Origin of the sequence: Mesorhizobium sp. B2-1-1 (assembly GCF_006442975.2) — a bacterium.
In the GTDB taxonomy this organism is placed as follows: domain Bacteria; phylum Pseudomonadota; class Alphaproteobacteria; order Rhizobiales; family Rhizobiaceae; genus Mesorhizobium.
This window is the reverse complement of record NZ_CP083954.1, coordinates 5,220,651-5,240,948: the sequence shown is the minus strand read 5'-3', so window position 1 is coordinate 5,240,948 and position 20,298 is coordinate 5,220,651. Positions and strand designations below refer to the sequence as shown.

The window sequence follows — 20,298 nt, the reverse complement described above, 5'->3', positions numbered from 1 at the left end:
AGAGATGCAGACCAATTTCTCGCCCGCACAGCTTGCCGACCCGCATGTCGCCGAGTCGGAAAAGATTCTGCGCAAATGCGTGCATTGCGGTTTCTGCACCGCTACCTGCCCGACCTATGTGACGCTGGGCAACGAACTCGATTCACCGCGCGGGCGCATCTACCTGATCAAGGATATGCTGGAAAACGGTCGCCCCGCCGACAAGGAGATCGTCACCCATATCGATCGCTGCCTGTCCTGCCTCGCCTGCATGACCACCTGCCCGTCTGGCGTCAACTACATGCATCTGGTCGACCATGCCCGCGCCCATATCCAGCAGACCTATAGGCGGCCGCTGCTCGATCGCCTGACCCGCGCCATGCTGGCCCTCGTCCTGCCCTATCCCCAGCGTTTTCGCGCCGCGCTCAAATTGGCGAAACTGGGCAAGCCGTTCATTGGCCTGTTCGAAAAAGTCCCGGCGCTGAAGCCAGTCAGTGCCATGCTCAAGCTCGCGCCGGCATCGATCCCGGGAGCATCGCCGATGGCTTCGCCGGGCACCCATACTGGGCAGGGGGCGAAGAGGGGCCGCGTCGCCATCCTCACCGGTTGCGCGCAATCGGTGCTCGATCCCGCCGTCAACGACACGACCATTTCACTGCTGACGCGGCTTGGCGTCGAGGTCGTGGTGCCGCCGGGCGAGGGCTGTTGCGGCGCGCTCGTCCATCACATGGGCCGCGAGCAAGCCGCCCTTGCTTCTGCAAGGCAAAATGTTGATGCCTGGACCCGCGCGATTGAACAAGGCGGGATCGATGCCATCATCATCACCGCGTCGGGCTGCGGTACGACCATCAAGGATTACGGTTTCATGCTGCGGCTTGATCCGGCCTACGCCGAAAAGGCTGCACGTGTCTCCGCGCTGGCCAAGGACATTACCGAATACCTGACCGCCATCGACCTGCCCGAACCGGTGCGCAAGCCGGGCACGGTCGTCGCCTATCATTCGGCCTGTTCGATGCAGCACGGCCAGAAGATCACCCGCCAGCCTAGGGAATTGCTGGCCAAAGCCGGTTTCATCGTGCGCGAGCCGCGCGAAGGGCATTTGTGCTGCGGTTCGGCCGGCACATACAACATCCTGCAGCCGGAGATTTCGGCCAGGCTGCGCGACCGCAAGGTGAAAAACATCGAGGCTACCGGCGCTTCGGTCGTCGCCACCGGCAATATCGGCTGCATAACGCAGATCGCGTCTGCCGCGAAGCTGCCGGTGGTGCATACGATCAAGCTGCTCGACTGGGCCTATGGCGGGCCGAGGCCGGAAGGTGTCGCGGAACCCGGCCCTGATCGCCGCTGAGTAGGGGCCGCCCCGGCGTTATTCGGCCGCCAGCCTGTCGATCGTGCCGTAGGTCGCCTCGTAGAGCGCGCGCTGGCGGCTGAGCGCCACCATCGTGTTGCGCAGCAGGATCGCAACGGTGATCGGGCCGACGCCGCCCGGCACCGGAGTGATCCAGGAGGCCACGTCCTTCACGCTGTCGGTGTCGACGTCGCCGACGATACGGGTGGAACCGTCCGGCAGCGTCTCGGAATTGATGCCGATGTCGATGACGGCCGCACCCGGCTTTACCATGTCGGCCTTGATCAGGCGCGGCTTGCCGACGGCGACGAACAGCGCATCGGCGCGGCGCGCGTGCGCGGCGACCGAGCGCGTCATGTGGTGGCAGACCGTGACCGTCGCGCCTTCGCTCATCAAGAGGAAGGCGATCGGCTTGCCGACGATCTCGGAGTGGCCGACCATCACCACTTCCAGGCCCTTGAGGTCGAGGCCGGTTTCCTTGAGCAACTCGACCGAGGCGGCCGCCGTGCAGGGCGCCAGATCGAGCTGGTTGTAGACGATGTTGCCGATCGAGGCCGGATGCATGCCTTCGACGTCCTTCAGCGGATGCACCGCCGCCTGCAACGTCCTGATCGGGATATGTGCCGGCACCGGCCGCTGGATGATGATGCCGGTAACGCGCGGATCGGCGTTCAGGCCGTGGATCGCCGCTTCCAGTTCGCCCGCGGTGATGGTGGCGGGAAAGCGCCGTTCGTCGAAATCGATGTCCGCCAGCTCTGCCTTGGCGCGCTGGTTTCGTACATAGACATCCACCGCCGCCGTATCGCCGACGGTGATCGACACCAGTTTGGGCGGGAACCCTTCGGCCCTTGCGATCGCCGCATCCTCGCGCACGGAGGCGATGATGCGCCGGGCAACCGGGCCGCCCTTGAGATAGCGGCTGTCGTCGGACAGTGACATGATCGGACTCTTCTGACCTGAGCGTTGCCTTGCCATAGCAAAAGAACAGCGGCAATGGCAGCACGAATGCGAACCGTCATGCCTTTTGCGCGACGTGCGGGCGCGGCAGTGCTTCGTCCGAAACGGAAAGGGCAGCACGGTTTCCCGTGCCGCCCTTTCTGACCGGCCGCATCCCCATACGGCCCGTCCCCCGTTATTCCTTCCGATCCCGGGAAGCGCTGCGCTTCCGGATCGGGTGATTCGCAGCAACTATTATATCACCTCGACAGTGGTTCCGACATCGACCCGTTCATAAAGGTCGACGACATCCTCGTTGCGCATGCGGATGCAGCCCGACGACACGGCGCCGCCGATCGTCCAGGGCTGGTTGGTGCCGTGGATGCGATATTCCGTACTACCGAGATAGAGCGCGCGCGCGCCGAGCGGGTTCTCCATGCCCCCGGCCAGGTAGGTTGGCAGGTAACGCCCCTTGGCGGCCTCGCGCTTGATCATCGCGGCCGGCGGGCGCCAGTCCGGCCAGACCCGCTTGTTGGTGATCTTGTGCGTGCCCGACCATTCGAAGCCCGGCTTGCCGGTGCCGACGCCATAGCGCCGCGCCTTGCCGTTCTTTTCGACCAGATAGAGGAAGTTCTGGGTCGTATCGATGACGATGGTGCCCGGCTTCTGGGAGCCGTCATAGGCGACTTCCTGCGGCAGGTAGATCGGATTGATCTGCGGGCGCGCGACCATGCGCTTGGCCGGGGCCTGCACGGCCGCCGTTTGCACGCGGTCGGGCTGCGCATAACGCGGGCGCGGCTGCTGCGCGACCTGCCGGTTCTGCCGCACGATCCCCGGCGCTTGGCCAAGCTGCAGCACCCAGGGGGCGGAAAGGTCGGGGCTCACCATCACCGGCGGTCTGTCGGCATAGCGGTCTCCGGCCGTGGAAGGTGTGACGCCTGCGGCAAACGCAGCCACGGCGCCGAGCACGGAAAACAAAACTCTCTTCATCGGGAAAGCACCTCGATCGTCTGACAAACCGGGTGGAAACGACCTCCCGGTTCAGCGATCATTGGCGCGGGAACAGCAACCGAAACATGAATCGGAATGTGTAAAATGCGGAACTGTCGGTAAACCTTTTGGTGTGGTTACCGCCGCGTTCAGGAATCTGGTAAAGCCAAGGTAAAGCAGCGCAACCAGCGCGTTAACGAATGGAATTCTCGCCATGGACAAGGAAAGAACCGGCCTTCTCGCCGGACCCGACGGTGTCGCGCGCTGCTTCTGGCACGGCAATCTGCCCGACTACCTGCATTACCATGACCATGAATGGGGCCGCCCGGTGGCGGACGACCGCCGGCTGTTCGAGAAGATCTGTCTCGAAGGCTTCCAGTCGGGCCTGTCCTGGCTGACCATCCTGCGCAAGCGCGAGAATTTTCGCGCCGCTTTCGCCGGATTCGATTTCGACAAAGTCGCCGCCTTCACCGACAAGGACGTCGAGCGCCTGCTCGGCGATGCCGGCATCATCCGCCATCGCGGCAAGATCGTCTCGACCATCAACAACGCCAAACGCGCCCGCGAAATGGCCGATGAATTCGGCTCGCTCGCTGCCTGGTTCTGGAAGTTCGAACCCGGCAGGGAGGAACGGCCCCAGGTGGTCGACCTCGCCCATCTGCGCGCCAATCCGACCACGGCGGTCTCGATCCGCATTTCCAAGGATCTGAAGAAGCGCGGCTGGACCTTCGTCGGCCCGACCACGGTCTACGCCTTCATGCAGGCGATGGGTCTGGTCAACGATCATCTCGAGGGGTGTGTGTGCCGCAAAGAGGTCGAGAAGGAGCGGAAGGCTTTCAAACGGCCGAAATAGCCTCAGGCGCCGTTGGCACTTCCCAGGAACAGGCCGGCGACGATCGCGACCACGGTGGCGACGGTTGGATAGATCACCAGCAGGCCGGTCACCAATGCGTCGCGCAGGGAAGGTCCCTTGCCGGTATCGGCGTGTACCTCGAACGGTCCGGCCGGCTGGCCGATCATCCTGGGAGCATGGACATCTGCGGCGCGCAGGCGTGCCGGCATGTCGCCCGCATCCCTGTTGTCGTGAAACTCCACCGCGCTCATCATGTCCCGAACCCCTTCATTGCGGTGTGCTGTATCGGCCTCGATTATGTCGGCACGATGCCGCGCCGATGGCGGGATTGTTTCATTTTCGGTGCGTTTTTGTTTCGGCGAACGCCCGCGTGCCTTCTCGCATGCATGGAGACAGCGCCTGCCGCCGGCCTTGCCCGGTAGGACCTGTTCGGTTAGGACACGCCCGTTGCGAAAATCGCAACGCTGTTGAGTTTTCAGCAACACGAAACACCGGGCGAATCCATGGCCGACAAATCGGAAAAGACGAAAGCGCGGCTGCCGCGCGGTTTTGCCGACCGCAGCGCCGAAGATATCCGCGCCGTCGAGAAGATGATGGCGACGATCCGCTCGGTCTACGAACTCTACGGTTTCGAGCCCGCCGACCAGCCGCTGATCGAATACACCGATGCGCTCGGAAAATTCCTGCCCGACCAGGACCGGCCGAACGAAGGCGTGTTCTCCTTCCAGGACGATGACGACCAGTGGCTGTCGCTGCGCTACGACCTGACCGCGCCGACGGCGCGTTTCGTCGCCGAGAATTTCGAGCGCCTGCCAAAACCCTATCGCAGCTACCGTTCCGGCTGGGTGTTCCGCAACGAGAAGCCCGGTCCCGGCCGCTTCCGCCAGTTCATGCAGTTCGACGCCGACACGATCGGCACGCCGGGCGTCGCGGCCGACGCCGAGATGGCGATGATGATGGCCGATGTGATGGAAGCGCTCGGCATCAAGCGCGGCGACTACGTCATCCGCGTCAACAACCGCAAGGTGCTGGACGGCGTGCTCGAGGCGATCGGCCTCGGAGGTGAAGGGAATACGAGTCGTCGGCTGACCGTGCTGCGGGCGATCGACAAGCTGGACAAGCTCGGGCCGGAAGGCGTGCGGCTTCTCTTGGGACCAGGGCGCTGGGACGGCGGCAAGGAAGGCGAGGGCGACTTCGCCAAAGGCGCCGGGCTGAATGATACGCAAGCCGAGGCGGTTCTTCTGGCGACGGCGCGAAACGCGCAGGCCGGCCAGGATGCCAGCGTCGGTGCGAACGCCGTCTACCAGGAGGGCGTTGGCGAGCTCGCGACCATCGAGGCCCTGGTCAGGGCGGCGGGATACGGCGAAGATCGCGTCGCCATGGACCGCTCCGTCGTGCGTGGTCTCGAATACTACACCGGCCCGGTCTTCGAGGCCGAGCTCCTGGCCGAGATTCCCAACGAGGATGGCCAGATCGTGCGCTTCGGTTCGGTCGGCGGCGGCGGCCGCTATGACGGGCTGGTGTCGCGCTTCCGCGGCGAGCCGGTGCCGGCGACGGGCTTCTCCATCGGCGTTTCCAGGCTGATGACGGCGCTGAAGAACCTCGGCAAGCTCGACAGCGCCGACGTGATCGCGCCGGTCGTCGTGCTGGTGATGGACAGGGATACCGAAAGCCTCGGCCGCTACCAGAAGATGGTGGGCGAGCTGCGTGCCGCCGGCATCCGCTCCGAAATGTATCTCGGCGGCGCCGGCATGAAGGCGCAGCTCAAATATGCCGACCGTCGCGGCTGTCCGGTCGCGATCATCCAGGGCGGCGACGAGCGCGCCAAGGGCGAATTGCAGATCAAGGACCTGATCGAAGGCGCGCGCCTGTCGGCCGAGATCACCGATAACGCCGAATGGCGTGCCGCCCGCCCGGCGCAGGTCACGGTGGCGGAAAGCGAGCTGGTGGCAGAGGTGAGGAAGATCCTGGCGGCGCAGGCTGAGGAGAGGGCGCGTGGCAAATAGAGGCCGCGTTCTACGGCGCCCCCCTCTGTCCTGCCGGACATCTCCCCCTCAAGGGGGGAGATCGGCTGTCACCATGGCTTTCGCCAATTTTCAGGATTCCAAGAAGGGCACCAGCTGCGAAGCAGCCAATCTCCCCCCTAGAGGGGGAGATGCCCGGCAGGGCAGAGGGGGGCGCCGTAGAGCACCAGCCTTGACCTGGATCATTGGCGTCTCCGGTTTGGGACCAGAGGGTCGTACAGCGCTGAGGTTTGCAAATTGACCTCCCGCTATCCCGCCATCGCGGCCGACATCGCCGGCCTCTTCGCGACCCGCGACACGCATGCGGTGGAGGTCGCCGTGCTGCAGCCGGCCGATCCGTTTCTCGATATGGCCGGCGAGGATTTGCGCCGCCGCATTTTCCTGACCGAAAGCGAGACCGGGCAGACGCTCTGCCTGCGGCCGGAATTCACCATTCCCGTCTGCCTCGATCATATCGCCAGCCAGGCCGGTACGCCGCGTCGCTACTCCTATCTGGGCGAAGTGTTCCGCCAGCGCCGCGAAGGCGGCAACGAGTTCTTCCAGGCCGGCATCGAGGATCTCGGCGACCGCGACACGGCCGCTGCCGATGCCCGTTCGGTGGCCGACGCGCATGCACTGCTGTCGCTGGCGCTGCCGGGCCAGCAGCTCTCGATCACGCTCGGCGACCAGGCCATCTTCGAGGCGGTGCTGGCGGCTCTCGGCCTGCCGCGCGGCTGGCGCATGCGGCTCGCCCGCGCCTTCGGCTCGGCGACGATGCTGGAGGCAGCCCTTGCCGATCTCGCCAATCCGCCGCGCAACAGCCAGCTCTCCGGCCCGGTCGCGGCACTTGTGCTCGACGGTGACCTGGACGGTCTCTCCGCGCATATAGCCGGCGGCATGGAACAGGCCGGCCTGTCGGCTTCGGCCGGACGCGCGCCGGCCGATATCGCGCGGCGGCTGATCGAAAAGGCCGAGCTGCGCAGCGTGCGGCTGTCCAACGAAGCCTTCGCGGCGCTGAAGACCTTTCTGGCGATCGACGTGCCGCTCGACGGCGCGGCCCAGGCGCTCGAGAGTTTTGCCGGTGCCGCCGGGCTATCGCTCGGGGCCGCGCTGGAAAAATTCGCGGCGCGCGCCAAGGCCGTCGAGGCGAACGGCCTGCCGGCGCAAAAGATCCGCTATGACGCCGCCTTCGGCCGCCCGCTCGATTATTACACCGGCCTCGTCTTCGAGATCGCGGCGCAAGATGGTGAAAGGCCGCTGGCCGGCGGCGGCCGCTACGACCGGCTGCTGACGCTGCTCGGCGCCAAGACGCCGATCCCCGGCGTCGGCTTCTCGGTCTGGCTCGACCGCATCGAGGCATTGCGGGAGCACGCGCCATGATCACGCTGGCGATCCCGTCCAAGGGCCGGTTGAAGGAGCAGGCGCTGGAGGTGCTGGCGAAAGCCGGCCTCGCCATCAGCCTGCCCGGTGACGAGCGCAAATATCACGCCCGCGTCGAAGGCATGGACAATGTCGAGGTCGTTTTCCTGTCCGCCTCCGAAATATCGGGCGACATCGGGCAAGGTGCCGTCGATCTCGGCATCACCGGCGAGGACCTCGTGCGCGAGAACCTCGCCGACTGGGAGGCGCGCGCCGAAATCGTCGCCCGTCTCGGCTTCGGCCATGCCGATGTCGTGGTGGCCGTGCCCGACATCTGGCTCGACGTCGAGACCATGGCCGACCTCGATGATGTCGCCGCCGATTTCCGCCAGCGTCACGGAAGGCGGCTCAGGATCGCCACCAAATACTGGCGGCTGACCCAGCAATTCTTCTCGCAGAAGCACGGTATCCAGGTCTATCGCATCGTCGAGAGCCTGGGCGCCACCGAGGGCGCGCCGGCGGCCGGCCTTGCCGATGTCATCGTCGACATCACCACCACCGGCTCGACGCTGCGCGCCAACCATCTCAAGGTGCTGGTCGACGGCGTCGTGCTGCGGTCGCAGGCGTGTCTTGTCGCATCGCGAAAGACGCGTTCCACGGCCGACGAGACGATGCTGCGCGACATAGCGGCCAGCATGGCCTCGGTGAAGGGATAGCTGGCGGCGGACAAATTTTGTTCTTGCTTTGTGCCGGCCACTATGCTACAAATACCGCTATGGTGATGATTTGCGCCCCCCGCCCTTCGAGGCGGGGTTTTTCGTTCTGCGCCATTCTCACGACCCTGCCATTCTTATGACCGTGGAAGGCGGCGCGGTCCGCCTTCGAAGCTTGGCCCTACCTTCGGCGGGATTTCCACCGTCCCGGCAGGCTGATAGGCTCGGATGTTCTGGGAGGAGAGAGCGATGCCGGTCAATCTCGACGAGCTGAAGAACGCCACCAGTTTGCGCGGACGCGGGGCGCGCGCCGGCAGCGTCTTTGTCGCGCCCGTCGACGGCAAGGCGCACGTCTCGGGCGAGCGTGGCGTGCCGCTGCTCAACAAGACCATTCCCGCACTGTTCTCCGACACGGCCGGCAAATACGGCACGCTCGATGCCGCCGTCTTCGTCGGCCAGGACAAGCGCTTCACCTGGAGCGAGCTGTCCGACACGGTGGATGCGCTGGCCGCCGGTTTCCTGGCGCTGGGCCTCGAAAAGGGAGATCGCGTCGGCATCTGGTCGCCCAACCGCTGGGAATGGCTGGTGACGCAATTCGCCACCGCCCGCATCGGCCTGATCCTGGTCAACATCAACCCGGCCTACCGGCTCACCGAGCTGGACTATGCGCTGAACAAGGTCGGCTGCAAGGCTCTGGTCACCGCGGCCAGCTTCAAGACCTCGGATTATCTCGGCATGATCGAGACGCTGGCGCCGGAGATCGCGACGGCCACGCCCGGCAAGCTCAGGGCACAGAAACTGCCGGCGCTCCGGATCGTCATCCGCATGGGCGAGGAGAACTCGCCCGGCATGTTCAATTTCGCCGATGTGCTGGCGATGGCGGGGCGCGACGAGCATGACAGCCTCGACCGCATCTCCGAAGGGCTGAAGCCGGAGGACGCCATCAACATCCAGTTCACCAGCGGAACCACGGGCGCGCCCAAGGGCGCGACGCTGACCCACAACAACATCCTCAACAACGGCAATTTCGTCACCTCGGCCATCAGGTTGACGGTCGACGACCGGCTTTGCATTCCCGTGCCGCTCTACCATTGTTTCGGCATGTCGATGGGTACGATGGGCTGTGTCACCAAGGGCTCGACCATGGTGTTCCCTGGCGAGGGCTTCGATGCCGGCGCCACGCTGAACGCCGTGGCGCAGGAACGCTGCACCGGCCTCTACGGCGTGCCGACCATGTTCGTCGGCCTGCTCGACCATCCCGATTTCGCCGCCTTCGACCTGTCCAGCCTGCGCACCGGCATCATGGCCGGCTCGCCATGCCCGATCGAGGTGATGAAGAAGGTGGTGTCGCTGATGCATATGTCCGAAGTGACCATCGCCTACGGCATGACCGAGACCAGCCCGGTCTCCTTCCAGAGCAGCGTCGACGACCCCTTGGAAAAACGCGTCTCGACTGTCGGGCGCGTTCATCCCCATGTCGAGGTCAAGGCCGTCGATGCCGATGGCGCAACCGTTGCCGTCGGTGCGCCGGGCGAACTCTGCACACGCGGCTATTCCGTGATGAAGGGCTATTGGGACGACGAGGACAAGACCCGCGAGGCGATCGATGCCGACGGCTGGATGCATACGGGCGACCTCGCCACGATCGATGCCGAGGGCTATTGCAACATCGTCGGCCGGGTCAAGGACATGGTCATCCGCGGCGGCGAGAACGTCTATCCGCGCGAGGTCGAGGAGTTCCTCTACCGGCACCCCAAGGTCAGGGAGGTGCAGGTGTTCGGCATTCCCGACGCCAAATACGGCGAGGAGCTCTGCGCCTGGATCGTCTTGAAGCCCGGCCAGATCGCCACCGAGCAGGAGATCAAGGCCTTCTGCGCCGGCCAGATCGCGCATTACAAGATCCCGCGCCACATCCGCTTCCGCACGGAATTGCCGATGACGGTGACCGGCAAGCCGCAGAAATTCCTGATGCGTCAGGCCATGGTGGAGGAGCTGGGGTTGGTGGCGCAGAAGACTGCGTGAGGCGAGCGCGGGGCAGGAAGGTGCGGTTGCCGAGACGAGTGTGAATGTCGCATTTCGGGGCCGAAAGCGGACTGGCAGGTTATAGGCAATGCGCCTGCCAAAGTGGACAATCGCTGGGGTGGTTGAATGGCCGATTGCTGCTGCGCCGCGCCGATTTGATCGACCCATATAGCGTGCGAACGGCCGTCCCTCAGCCGGCTTGCAGTCGCCTAGCCGTCTTCCGCGAAGTGGGTGCGAATTTCCGAGCGCGCGAGCCGCTCTGGAAGTTTGCGATCGGTGGTGGAACCAATTTCTCGGACTTACGTTGCAATAGCTATTTGCGGCTCTGCCGCGATATCGGGAACTGAGCAGTGGGACTGTCTTGGCAACAAGGTCCTCTCTCGACGGGAGCCATCGGTCGGTTTCTCGTCCCCGAAGCGTTGCCCAAGAGAATGTTATATGTGGAACGGCTGCGCCGGCGCATGCGCGTATTGTTTGGCGGGGTTTGGGTTGCCGAAAGCGACGACGTTCTCCTACTGTTTGAACCCGCCCGCTACCCGGTAGCTTATTTTCCGGAGTCCGACATTTCAGCACATGTGTTGGAGCGGACAGAGCAGATCACCCAACATCCTGATCTTGGGTCTACTTCATGGTACACTGTCCGGGTAGGCGAGCAACACGTGGCCGCCAGAGGAGCGTGGCAACACACGAACCTCCCTGCCCATGCAACAGAACTCCAGGGACGATTGGCGTTCGCATGGCGCGCCATGGATGCCTTCTATGAAGAAGACGAACGAATCCTGGGTCATGCTGCCGACCCATACCATCGCGTAGATATTCGACAGAGTTCTCGTCACCTCGTGGTCCGCTACAACGACCGCGTCGTTGCGGATACCAGGCATCCATTGGGCCTTTACGAATCCGGGTTCGCTCCACGCTGGTATGTCCCTCGTGATGACATCCACGAGTCCTCCCTCACAGCGGTAAAGCTTCAGACGTTCTGTCCCTACAAAGGGCTCTGCAGCTATTATTCTATTGGCGACGCTCGTCAGGCGGCATGGTCCTACACCGACGCCTATCCCGAAGTCCGCCGCATTTCCAACCTTGTGTCGTTTGAGCCGGACATAGTTCCGGTCTTCCTCGACGACGTTCAGCTTCATCTCGAGCCTGGCCAGACGGTCGTCCCTCACGGTCCTGATCGAAATCTCGATGTGGCCGAGTTGGAGCGGGCACCTGGTGGAGGCCCCGAAATGATTGCCGGCGGCTAGCTACCGGTCGCGATTAAACGGAGCGGAGCATGGCGCGACTATTGTCCGTGAACGTGGGGCTTCCGCGCAACATCTCTTGGAATGACCGCACAGTATACACCGGCATTTTCAAAAACCCGGTAGCCGGACGTTGTCGCGTTGGCCGATTGAATTTGGACGGCGACGGTCAGGGCGACCTCGCTGGGCACGGGGGCGAGCAGCGGGCCGTCTTCGTCTATCAAATCGCATCATATCGCTACTGGCAGAAGCACCTGAACAGAACCGACTTCGTCTATGGTCAGTTCGGCGAAAACTTCACGGTCGAGGGCTTGCAAGACGATGCAGTTTGCATCGGAGATCGATTTCGTATTGGAGGCGCGCTTTTCGAGGTCACTCAACCTCGCGTCACATGCTACCGGGTTGGCATCCGCATGGACGAGCCCCGAATGCCGGCATTGCTGACTTCCAGCGGCCGGCCAGGATTCTACTTCCGAGTTCTGCAAGAAGGCGAGGTAGGAGCGGGCGACGAAATCCTCAAGGTGGGCGAAGCGAATGAACGGGTAACCGTCGCTGAGCTGAATGCACTGCTTTATTCACCGGAACATCCCCGCGTCGAATTGGAGCGCGCGGCGCGGATCAAAGCGCTTTCGCCAGGATGGCGGGGTTCTTTTGAGGCTTTGCTGCGCAGCCAATCGACCGGCGTAGAGAGCGGCAATGCCGGGCTCGCTCCGCCAGCCGCGTTACACCCTGCTGCTCCCGGATTTCAGCCGCTCGCGGTGGCTGATCTAGAGCAGGAGTCCGTGGACGTCGTCTCTCTGTCGATGCGGCATCCCGATGGAAAGCCGCTCCCGCCCGCTCTACCTGGTCAATATATCGTGCTGCGCCTTCGCCCGACCCGTTCCAGTGCTGCGCTATTTCGCAGCTACTCGCTCTCGGGCCCACTCTCGGAAGAGCGCTACAGAATCAGCGTCAAGATCGAACCGCACGGGACGGCCGGCCTTTTTCTGCGGGATCATGTGCGGATAGGCGATCTTGTCGACGTAAGCTCGCCGCGCGGAAGCTTTACATTGCAGCCTGGGCAGAGCCCCGTGGTACTGCTCAGCGCAGGCATCGGCGCGACACCTCTTCTGGCAATACTATACGCGCTGGCGGCAGCCCGGGACACGCGGCAGGTCCTCTGGCTATACGCGGCTCGCGACAGACGGCACCATCCTTTTGCAGCCGAAGTCCGCCGTCTGATGGCCAGTCTCCCCCATGGTCGCAGTTATGTCTGCTATAGCAGGCCAGACCCGGTCGACAGACTCGGCGTCGATTTTGATGCAACCGGCCACCTATCACCATTGGTCTTCAATAGTGTCAGTATCCCGCAGGACGCGGACGTCTATCTCTGCGGACCTGTCGACTTCATGGCAGACATGAAAGAGGCGCTAGCCGCATCGGGCGTCGCCCCGGATCGCGTTCGTATCGAGATCTTCAACGGGAGCGAGCCGCTGAACCCCGGTGTTGTTGCCAGCGAGCGGCGCGCGCCACATCTGCCGGAAGGCGACACCGATGCCGGTCCGCTGGTCTCCTTCGCTCGAAGTGGTGTAGCCGCCCATTGGAACCCTTCAGTGTACCGGAGCATTCTGGAGCTGGCAGAGGCCTGTGACGTTCCCTCCCGGTGGTCATGCCGAACCGGTGTTTGTCACAACTGCGAAAGTGGGTTGATATCAGGCGCGATCGCCTATGAGCCTGAACCGCTTGAAAGGCCGGCCGACGGCAACCTTCTCATTTGCTGCTCGCAACCGACCCGTGATCTAGTCATCGATTTGTAAGCTAATCGAAGGGGACGGACTATGAAGTCTGGCACAGCCGCGTTCGGAATATTATCGCTTGAGGTTGTCACACTGCCCGCGATATCGATCGTGCGCTCCGGTTTTATGTGGACCGGGTCGGCTTTGCGCTCGATGTCGACTATGCGCCGAACACCACCTTCCGTGTGGTCCAGCTCACGCCGCCTGGCTCCCACTGCTCAATACAATTCGGCAAAGGCGTTACGGACGCGCCCGCAGGGTCGCTTCGCAACATCTATCTTGTCGTTACGGATATTGAGACTGCGCGAAGCCGGTTGCTCGAACGCGGAGTCGAAGTCAGCGAACTCAAGCACAAGGCTCCGATCGACGGCTGGGGTGGGGCGTTCGCCCCAGGTTTCGACCCCAACCACCGAGACTATGCCAGCTTCGCGGGCTTCTCGGATCCAGATGGCAACACTTGGGTGCTGCAGGAACGGGGACACCCTGATGTGTGATGCGCGAGCAGCGCTGTGAAATCGCAAAAATGCTGCGGAGTTAGGCCTACTTTTGTCAGTTTCGCCGCGTTTCAGCCATTGGCGGTTCGGGATTCAAATAGCCGAGCAGACAGCAGATGCAGAGACCCAAGCCCGCAAGGGGGTACTTCAGCGCAATCATTGCAGCCACGCCGAAGAGGGCCAAGGTCGTAAAGGATCGGACGCGCATGAGCCTGCGTACTTTGGGCGAAATCTTGACGCTGCTTCGCCGATCGAGCAGCTCCCAGATCAGCCCGATGTAGGTTGCATTCACCAGAGAGAAGGCGGCTGCGTAAAAGGCTACGGGCTGCGGCTCCAGTTCGCTCACCGCCATCCAAGCAGTGGATAGCGGGAGCAGTGAGATCGAAAACAAATGCGCGAAATTGAACCACATGAGGTGCGGTGTCGTCTCGCGAGCGTAGCGCATGAGGTAGTGGTGATTGGCCCAGACGATGGCGATGAAGATGTAACTCACAGCGTAACTCAGCCACGTCGGCCACAGGGATAGCAACGCAACGAAAGTCGGCTGACCGGGTGGTCTCAACTCCAGCACCAGCACGGTGATGAGACGGCGAATACGCCATCAGAGAACATGCTCAGTCGTTTCTAGAGTCGCAGGGCAAGATATTTACGTCAATTGGCTGTCGACTTACCTATCTCGGCTCGGAGTTCCGGCATTCAGGGTCTTGCGAGATAGCGTCTTCCCGTGCCACTCAAACCAAGCGCCAATCGGGAAGGCAATGAAGATCGATGATCCGCTCGGATCCGGCTCACATCTCTGCCGCCATGAACGCAGACGAAAACGACCACTTTCGGGAACGTTTGAAAGTTTGCTGAATGGCGGGAAAGAGGCGCATAGCAGCCGTCCAACAAACGCGCATTCGCCTTGCGCCGACCTCAAGCCTGAAGGGCACCGCCTCAGCCCCCCACTCCTTCACCGCCCCCCCGTAGAGGGGGCTCGAGGAAGAATAATAGAGCACCGGCAGCGGATCGATCAGCGCGCCTGCCATTCATAGACGTTCGGGCGCTCGGTAAGCGCGCCAACCGGCACGTCTTGTTTTCGCCTGCCACATCCGCTTCCGAGGCGCTCGCTCCGCGTGAACGGCTGAGCACTTCCCGCGCCGCGTCTAACGCGGGAAGTCTCCGTCTCTCCCGGACTTACGCCTTGGCGGCGTTCTGTGCAGCCTCGAACACATCGCGTGCGGACGTCGTACCGGCTACGTGCTCCGTACTCGCGACGCCGAGGTCCATCCATCCCGCGTTGACGGCCTCGAACATTTCTTGGGCAGGTCCGGAGTGGCCTTTCGGGATGCCGAATTGCTCGAAGGCTTCCGCCCACCCTGCACGCGGGATTGCAAAGGCTTTCACGTCGCGATTGAGGACCTCACCCAGCTGCCCCGCGACGTCATCGGCGGTGACCATCGAACCAACCTCGATGACGCGCTGGCCCGACCACGCCGGCCCGGTCAAAAGGGTTGCGACCGTCGCGACCATGGTCGATTTCCGGTTTGTCGGATTGTAGTAGACCGGTAGCGTTCCGCCTTCGGCGACCTGCAAGCCGTAGAGGAAGTTTTCGAAGAACCCGCCGGCGCGCACAAATGCGATTGGCGATTTCAGGTCGCGAAGACCTTGCTCCAGAAGCGACAGGGCCGTGATCACCCCGTGCCCGCTGGTTCGGTTCGCGCCCATCGACGAAAGCGCAACCACTCGCGGCGGCGCTGCCTTGGTGAGCGCCTCGACATAGTTTGCAATCACGCCCTTTGCTTCTTTGTAATCGGGCGAGGGCGCCCAGACAGGGGGCAACATGACGAACGCGCCTTCGACGCCTCCGAGCGCTTGCTCGATGGCTGCCCGATCATTCCAATCGCCCTCCACCAGCTGCGGTGCGCCAACAGATGTTCTGCCGTTGCGCCGCCAACTTTTCCCGTGATTCCCATGACTAGAAACATGTGTTTTCTCCTGATGTCGAGGGACAGGGCACTGCCCCGGTTGGTTCAATGGATGAGTGGTAGAATGGCCCGGACTCGGGGATCGCGCAGATAGAGGCCGCCCCACGCCAGCGCGCCCAGAAGCAGGGAAATGATCTCCGGCGGCGATCCCAACTCACCAATGCGGACGTGGGCGCAGATGGCGCCGCCCAAAAAGCCCGTTACCAGGATCGCGCCGAGGACGGCGGTGGCCGGAATGGCGTAGAGGATGGCGCAGGCGAGTATGATCGGGCCCATGACACGGGTCAGGTCCATCGCGAACCCGGTTTCCTGCAACATGCCCGCGATCTGTGCCGGCGCGAAAAGCTGAATGGTGCCGTCTGCCACCAGAGCGATAACGACAAACGCGCTCATGATCCGGCCGGCCCACAGGGCGCGATGCAAGGTCACGGTTTCGGCTGCCTGACGCGGGTTCATGGTTTCGGACACTTGTCGTTCTCCGATGGGGAGATCCCATATCCGAAACTTACTGTGCCTCCTGAGTGTGATAAACACCGAGAAAACGAACCAACTGTTCTCTTTATAAAAAACAATAGAGGTACGAAAATGCAGAATCTCGAGCACGTCCTCATTTTCATAACGGTAGCGGAAATGGGCAGCTTCACCCGCGCGGCCGATAGCCTGGGCATCCACAAGGGGAGGGCCTCGACGGCGGTCCGGAAGCTGGAAGAAGACGTCGGTGCCAGGCTCCTGCACCGCACCACGCGCAGCGTGCGCCTGACGGAGGACGGGCGCGCGTTTCATGCCCGTGCCCGCGATCTGCTGGCTGAAGTCGATGATCTGCACTCGATGTTCGCCGGCGATCGCGTGGCGCTTCGCGGGCGCTTACGGGTCGATCTTCCGACCGAAGTGGCGCGCACGACGATCGTGCCGGCCTTGCCGGAGTTCATGGCGGCTCACCCCGAGTTGGAGCTGGAGGTGTCGAGTACCGACCGGCAAGTCGATCTGGTTCAAGAGGGGTTTGACTGCGTCTTGCGACTTGGTCCCATCGGAGACGAGACGCTGATTGCCCGTCCGCTGGGCCTGTTGCGCATGGTCAACGCCGCCAGTCCCGCTTATCTGGCGCGCTATGGCGTCCCTCGGTCGCTGGACGACCTCCAGCGCCAGGAACATCGGACAATTCATTTTTCGACGATGCTGGGCGCGAGACCGCATGGATGGGAATATCCGGACGGCGACGGCTACGCGACGCTTCAGTTGCCAGGCGCGCTACACGTCAACAGCGCGCAGACCTACGACGCTGCTGCCGTCGCCGGCCTTGGCCTGATTCAAGCGCCACTCCTGGGGATTGGCCAATACTTGAAGAGTGGAGCGCTGGTGGAGATCATGCCCGATTTGCGTCGCCGGGCGATCCCCGTGTCCTTCGTCGTAGCACATCGCAGCAATCTGTCGCGCCGCGTCCGCGCATTCATGAAATGGATCGAAGATGTACTGGCGCCGTATCTCGAATAGCGGGACGAACATCTTCGTCCCGCCCGAAATTGCCATCCTGAGTATGTCTGCCGGTCGGCGGTCGCGGGCCAACAGAATGCGACACTGAAAACAACCGGGTTCGACATGAGATCTCGCTGCTCGCAGCCTATCCGGAGCCGCCCGTCTGGACGAAATCGGGGAGAGAGGAACCGTCCTCTCTCCCCCAAGTCCTCACGGGCGAACACGGATGACCGTTTTCCCCGCGCGTCGTTCGGTCGAGTTGAAGGCCGCGATCGCCTCGTCGAGGGTCGCGACTTTGCCGATGTTTGTCCGCAGCCGTCCGTCCCGCACCCGCTGGACGATTTCGCTCAGCTGGGCACGATCGGCTTCGACGACGAAGTCGACCGCCAGGGCATCCACGGGCCGCGTCTCGGCCGGGCCGACGACGGTCACGAGCGTGCCTCCGGCTCGGATCAGGCCCGCGGACCGCTTCTGGATGTCGCCGCCGATGACATCGAACACCAGATCGACGCCGCGCACGTCTTCCAGGGTGTCGTTCTCGAGGTCGACGAATTCATTCGCACCGAAGTCGAGCGCCTTCTGGCGGTCGGCAGGGCGGCCCGTGCCAATGACGTAGGCACCGGCCTCTCGTGCGAGCTGCGTCACCATCGACCCAACGGCGCCGGCCGCACCATGCGCAAGGACGCTCTGCCCCGCCTGAAGACGGCCGTGCTGAAACAGTCCCTGCCACGCGGTCAGGCCCGAGATCGGCAGGCTAGCGCCCACCGTGAAGTCGACATCGCCCGGCAGTGGCGCGAGGTTGCGGGCCTCGATGGCGATATACTCCGTCAGGGTGCCGTCGCGATACCAATCGGCGAGGCCGAACACCCGCTGGCCTACCGAGAGCCCGGTCGTGCCATAGCCGAGGGCGGTGACCACTCCGGCCAGTTCGTGCCCGGGGATCGATGGCGTCCGGTCGCGATCGACGCGATCGGTCCAGGTCGAGGGCCACGTCAGCTCGGTCGGGACGAACCCCGACGCATGAATTTCGACGACGACATCGTTTATCGCCGCCTGCGGCTCGGGCCGCTGCACCAATTTCATCCCGGCCGTTCCTGCAGCCTGGTCCGTCACTACGATCGCTTTCATGGGAATTGTCTCCTCAGACATTTGTTGGTTCGGGGTAATTTTAAGGGCGTGGAAGGACTTTTCGATCTCTCATGCAATCAGCCATTGGCGCGGCGCCTTCCACGAGAGCGGCAGTTCTTGCCATCCTCGTCTCCGTAAGATCTGGAGTTGCCGGGGATTATGCAAACTCCAGGACATCGGCCACCGGCATGCGCGGCTTCTGCGGCCAGTTGCCGGCTCGCTCCGGCCCGACGGTCAGCAGCATGACCGGCACTTCGTCTTCGGCCAGGCCGAACTCGCGGTGCACCGCCTCGGCGTCGAAACCGATCATCGGTGTCGAACCCATGCCCAGCGACCGGGCCGTGTAGATGATCGCCGCGGTGCCGAAGGTCGCGGAGCGTACCGCCTCGTCGCGCTGGCGCTGCGGCTGATCGTCATACAAACCGCGAGCGGGGATCTCCCATTCCGGCACCAGGTGCGCCGGCATGATGCCGGCCTCCACCACGGGCGCCAGGCGGGCTGGGACGGTGCTGGCATCGGCCAGCCTGCCGATGATGATGAAGGTCACGGCCGCATCGGTGATCGCCGGCTGATTCCAGGCGATCGGGCGCAGCCGTGCCTTGGCTTCCGGCGAGCGTACGGCGATGAAGCGCCAGTTCTGCAGGTGGAAGGAGGTTGGCGCGGACGTGCCGATACGCACCAGGTCGCGGATTTGGTCGTCGCTCAGGGTGGCAGCGGGATCGTAGTACTTGGCGGCGCTGCGGCTCAGGATCGTTTCGATGACGGCATTCGTCGCGAAAGCGTTTTCGCTCTTCCCGGTTTGCGCGAATATCTGGGCGGCTACGCGGGTTGCGGGTCCGGTGGTGGCGAGGCAGTTCATTGGATGGCTCCCTTATCAAGTGATTGCCTAGCCTAATTTACGGGGAGGAGTGATTATCTCGAGACTGAATAAGCTCAATATGATGCGTGAAAGGATCAAATGGCCTTCCAGATACCAGACTGCGCGTCTTACTCGCCCTTGTGCGCCAGTCGCCGCCACTCCCCCGGCGTCATCCCCATCCTTTCGGCGAAGACACGCCGGAACGCCGAAACGGATTGATACCCGACGGTCTCGGCCACGGCCTCGGTGCTGATCGCCGGCTTCTTCAACTCGTTGGCGGCCAGACTCATGCGAAGATCGGTCAACAAATCGAGGGCGGAGCGACCCAGCTTGTCCTGGAACTGGCGCATGAACGTAGCGCGCGACATCCCGCACAAATCGGCCAGATCGGGCAGTTTCCAGGGCCGTGCCGCATCGGCGAACATCGCGGAAATGGCTGGAGCAAGCCGTGGATTGCCGGCCAGGGCCAACAAACCTTCGGGGGCTTTCCCGGATCGGCTGGCCGCGCGCAGTACCAATGTGAACAGGGCCGAAGAAAGCGCGTTGAGAATGGCCCGTCCTCCGGCTCTGTCTCCGGCGGCCTCCATTCGCATCAGCGTCACCAGGCCGGCCAGTTGGCTGGAGGCGGAGCCGATGCCGTTTTCTTCATCGCCATCCTTGGACCGCGCCACCAGATCCGCAGGCAGGTAGTGGACAAGCCGATCATGGGGCGGCGCGATAAAAAATCGCCCACACAGCAGATCCAGTTGCTCGCCCTGGCCATCATTCTCGCTCAGCATCCATCCGGCAGCCCCCCGCCGTTGCTGGGTAGGGATTGGTATTTGCCCGCTGCCGTCGTGCAGCACATGCGCCGCGCCGTGAGGCAGCAGCACAATATCTCCACTCACCAGCTCCCTTGCTGCTCTCGTGTCCGGATCCTCCAAAATGGCCCGGCCCCTGACGATGACATGGTAGGGAATTTCGTTTGCGGCAGCCTTGCTCCAGGCAATGCGCCACGGCGCACCGTAGGCGCAGCGGACCTCGAGCTGGCCGGTAACGGTGATGATTTGCAAGAGATGGCTGAGCCAGTCCACTTCAGACATTGGACCTCGAAAACCGGAAATGGTGAAAACATCTTATCGCAATTGTGCACTGGTTCTATCTGTCGCTCACATT

19 protein-coding genes are annotated in these 20,298 nt (G+C 63.2%); 10 read left to right on the top strand and 9 right to left on the bottom strand.

From position 1 onward, the window contains the following. Window positions 1-4: 4 nt before the first annotated feature. Window positions 5-1,327 (top strand): glycolate oxidase subunit GlcF, encoded by a 1,323-nt coding sequence (gene glcF, locus FJ972_RS25620; protein ID WP_140524796.1) that lies wholly within the window; start codon window positions 5-7, stop codon window positions 1,325-1,327. An 18-nt stretch (window positions 1,328-1,345) separates the two neighbouring features. On the opposite strand, the gene FJ972_RS25615 is transcribed toward glcF, so the two are convergent. Together FJ972_RS25615 and FJ972_RS25610 are read right to left on the bottom strand one after the other, a co-directional pair. Then, entirely contained in the window at window positions 1,346-2,266 is a 921-nt protein-coding gene (locus tag FJ972_RS25615; RefSeq protein WP_140524795.1) for a bifunctional 5,10-methylenetetrahydrofolate dehydrogenase/5,10-methenyltetrahydrofolate cyclohydrolase, read from the bottom strand. Between the two features lie 252 nt (window positions 2,267-2,518). After that, the gene (locus FJ972_RS25610) at window positions 2,519-3,253 is read right to left on the bottom strand and encodes a L,D-transpeptidase (protein ID WP_140498365.1); all 735 of its coding nucleotides are present in this window, start codon (window positions 3,251-3,253) and stop codon (window positions 2,519-2,521) included. A gap of 214 nt (window positions 3,254-3,467) precedes the next feature. Between FJ972_RS25610 and FJ972_RS25605 the strand changes: the two genes are divergently transcribed. After that, window positions 3,468-4,106: a DNA-3-methyladenine glycosylase I gene (locus tag FJ972_RS25605; RefSeq protein WP_140498364.1), complete on the top strand. Its 639-nt coding sequence runs from the start codon at window positions 3,468-3,470 to the stop codon at window positions 4,104-4,106. 2 nt (window positions 4,107-4,108) lie between these two features. On the opposite strand, the gene FJ972_RS25600 is transcribed toward FJ972_RS25605, so the two are convergent. Continuing rightward, window positions 4,109-4,360, bottom strand: coding sequence for a hypothetical protein (locus FJ972_RS25600; RefSeq protein ID WP_140515041.1), 252 nt, complete (start codon window positions 4,358-4,360; stop codon window positions 4,109-4,111). A gap of 249 nt (window positions 4,361-4,609) precedes the next feature. Here FJ972_RS25600 and hisS point away from each other — a divergent pair, with 249 nt between their 5' ends. The 7 genes from hisS (at window position 4,610) to FJ972_RS25565 (ending at window position 13,716) form a co-directional block, all read left to right on the top strand. After that, the gene (gene hisS / locus FJ972_RS25595; protein WP_140524794.1) at window positions 4,610-6,112 is read left to right on the top strand and encodes a histidine--tRNA ligase; all 1,503 of its coding nucleotides are present in this window, start codon (window positions 4,610-4,612) and stop codon (window positions 6,110-6,112) included. 255 nt (window positions 6,113-6,367) lie between these two features. Then, complete coding sequence (locus FJ972_RS25590) at window positions 6,368-7,489, top strand: ATP phosphoribosyltransferase regulatory subunit (RefSeq protein WP_140524793.1); 1,122 nt, start codon at window positions 6,368-6,370, stop codon at window positions 7,487-7,489. Beyond that, the gene (hisG, locus tag FJ972_RS25585) at window positions 7,486-8,184 is read left to right on the top strand and encodes an ATP phosphoribosyltransferase (protein WP_140524792.1); all 699 of its coding nucleotides are present in this window, start codon (window positions 7,486-7,488) and stop codon (window positions 8,182-8,184) included. Before FJ972_RS25590 ends, hisG begins: the two co-directional genes overlap by 4 nt. Window positions 8,185-8,430: 246 nt before the next feature. Then, the gene (locus tag FJ972_RS25580; protein WP_140524791.1) at window positions 8,431-10,203 is read left to right on the top strand and encodes an AMP-binding protein; all 1,773 of its coding nucleotides are present in this window, start codon (window positions 8,431-8,433) and stop codon (window positions 10,201-10,203) included. 431 nt (window positions 10,204-10,634) lie between these two features. Continuing rightward, entirely contained in the window at window positions 10,635-11,450 is an 816-nt protein-coding gene (locus FJ972_RS25575) for a DUF427 domain-containing protein (protein WP_226880426.1), read from the top strand. A 29-nt stretch (window positions 11,451-11,479) separates the two neighbouring features. Continuing rightward, the gene (locus tag FJ972_RS25570) at window positions 11,480-13,243 is read left to right on the top strand and encodes an MOSC and FAD-binding oxidoreductase domain-containing protein (RefSeq protein ID WP_140524789.1); all 1,764 of its coding nucleotides are present in this window, start codon (window positions 11,480-11,482) and stop codon (window positions 13,241-13,243) included. A gap of 107 nt (window positions 13,244-13,350) precedes the next feature. Beyond that, on the top strand, window positions 13,351-13,716 hold the full coding sequence (locus FJ972_RS25565; protein WP_210239845.1) for a hypothetical protein: 366 nt from the start codon (window positions 13,351-13,353) through the stop codon (window positions 13,714-13,716). 55 nt (window positions 13,717-13,771) lie between these two features. On the opposite strand, the gene FJ972_RS25560 is transcribed toward FJ972_RS25565, so the two are convergent. The 3 genes from FJ972_RS25560 to FJ972_RS25550 form a co-directional block, all read right to left on the bottom strand. Next, window positions 13,772-14,287 (bottom strand): TMEM175 family protein, encoded by a 516-nt coding sequence (locus FJ972_RS25560; protein ID WP_226880636.1) that lies wholly within the window; start codon window positions 14,285-14,287, stop codon window positions 13,772-13,774. Window positions 14,288-14,892: 605 nt separating this feature from the next. After that, the gene (locus tag FJ972_RS25555) at window positions 14,893-15,609 is read right to left on the bottom strand and encodes a nucleoside-diphosphate sugar epimerase (protein WP_226880424.1); all 717 of its coding nucleotides are present in this window, start codon (window positions 15,607-15,609) and stop codon (window positions 14,893-14,895) included. Window positions 15,610-15,728: 119 nt separating this feature from the next. Continuing rightward, entirely contained in the window at window positions 15,729-16,151 is a 423-nt protein-coding gene (locus tag FJ972_RS25550) for a DoxX family protein (protein ID WP_140524788.1), read from the bottom strand. Window positions 16,152-16,268: 117 nt separating this feature from the next. Here FJ972_RS25550 and FJ972_RS25545 point away from each other — a divergent pair, with 117 nt between their 5' ends. Further along, a complete protein-coding gene (locus FJ972_RS25545) occupies window positions 16,269-17,174 on the top strand; it encodes a LysR family transcriptional regulator (RefSeq protein ID WP_140524787.1) in 906 nt (301 codons plus the stop codon). 192 nt (window positions 17,175-17,366) lie between these two features. Here the strand turns inward: FJ972_RS25545 and FJ972_RS25540 are convergent, their stop codons facing one another. From FJ972_RS25540 to FJ972_RS25530, 3 genes are all read right to left on the bottom strand, one after another. Further along, window positions 17,367-18,284 (bottom strand): NADP-dependent oxidoreductase, encoded by a 918-nt coding sequence (locus FJ972_RS25540; protein ID WP_140524786.1) that lies wholly within the window; start codon window positions 18,282-18,284, stop codon window positions 17,367-17,369. A gap of 157 nt (window positions 18,285-18,441) precedes the next feature. Continuing rightward, complete coding sequence (locus tag FJ972_RS25535) at window positions 18,442-19,143, bottom strand: nitroreductase family protein (protein ID WP_224681810.1); 702 nt, start codon at window positions 19,141-19,143, stop codon at window positions 18,442-18,444. 128 nt (window positions 19,144-19,271) lie between these two features. Continuing rightward, entirely contained in the window at window positions 19,272-20,225 is a 954-nt protein-coding gene (locus FJ972_RS25530; RefSeq protein ID WP_140524785.1) for an AraC family transcriptional regulator, read from the bottom strand. Window positions 20,226-20,298: the final 73 nt, after the last annotated feature.

Excerpts from the sequence above, each read along its gene's own strand:
- FJ972_RS25580 (WP_140524791.1), top strand. The coding sequence starts at position 8,431 with ATGCCGGTCAATCTCGACGAGCTGAAGAACGCCACCAGTTTGCGCGGA.
- FJ972_RS25605 (WP_140498364.1), top strand. The coding sequence starts at position 3,468 with ATGGACAAGGAAAGAACCGGCCTTCTCGCCGGACCCGACGGTGTCGCG.
- hisS (WP_140524794.1), top strand. The coding sequence starts at position 4,610 with ATGGCCGACAAATCGGAAAAGACGAAAGCGCGGCTGCCGCGCGGTTTT.
- FJ972_RS25570 (WP_140524789.1), top strand. The coding sequence starts at position 11,480 with ATGGCGCGACTATTGTCCGTGAACGTGGGGCTTCCGCGCAACATCTCT.
- FJ972_RS25540 (WP_140524786.1), bottom strand. The coding sequence starts at position 18,284 with ATGAAAGCGATCGTAGTGACGGACCAGGCTGCAGGAACGGCCGGGATG.
- FJ972_RS25545 (WP_140524787.1), top strand. The coding sequence starts at position 16,269 with ATGCAGAATCTCGAGCACGTCCTCATTTTCATAACGGTAGCGGAAATG.
- FJ972_RS25535 (WP_224681810.1), bottom strand. The coding sequence starts at position 19,143 with ATGAACTGCCTCGCCACCACCGGACCCGCAACCCGCGTAGCCGCCCAG.
- FJ972_RS25615 (WP_140524795.1), bottom strand. The coding sequence starts at position 2,266 with ATGTCACTGTCCGACGACAGCCGCTATCTCAAGGGCGGCCCGGTTGCC.
- hisG (WP_140524792.1), top strand. The coding sequence starts at position 7,486 with ATGATCACGCTGGCGATCCCGTCCAAGGGCCGGTTGAAGGAGCAGGCG.
- FJ972_RS25600 (WP_140515041.1), bottom strand. The coding sequence starts at position 4,360 with ATGATGAGCGCGGTGGAGTTTCACGACAACAGGGATGCGGGCGACATG.
- glcF (WP_140524796.1), top strand. The coding sequence starts at position 5 with ATGCAGACCAATTTCTCGCCCGCACAGCTTGCCGACCCGCATGTCGCC.
- FJ972_RS25575 (WP_226880426.1), top strand. The coding sequence starts at position 10,635 with ATGTTATATGTGGAACGGCTGCGCCGGCGCATGCGCGTATTGTTTGGC.
- FJ972_RS25530 (WP_140524785.1), bottom strand. The coding sequence starts at position 20,225 with ATGTCTGAAGTGGACTGGCTCAGCCATCTCTTGCAAATCATCACCGTT.
- FJ972_RS25610 (WP_140498365.1), bottom strand. The coding sequence starts at position 3,253 with ATGAAGAGAGTTTTGTTTTCCGTGCTCGGCGCCGTGGCTGCGTTTGCC.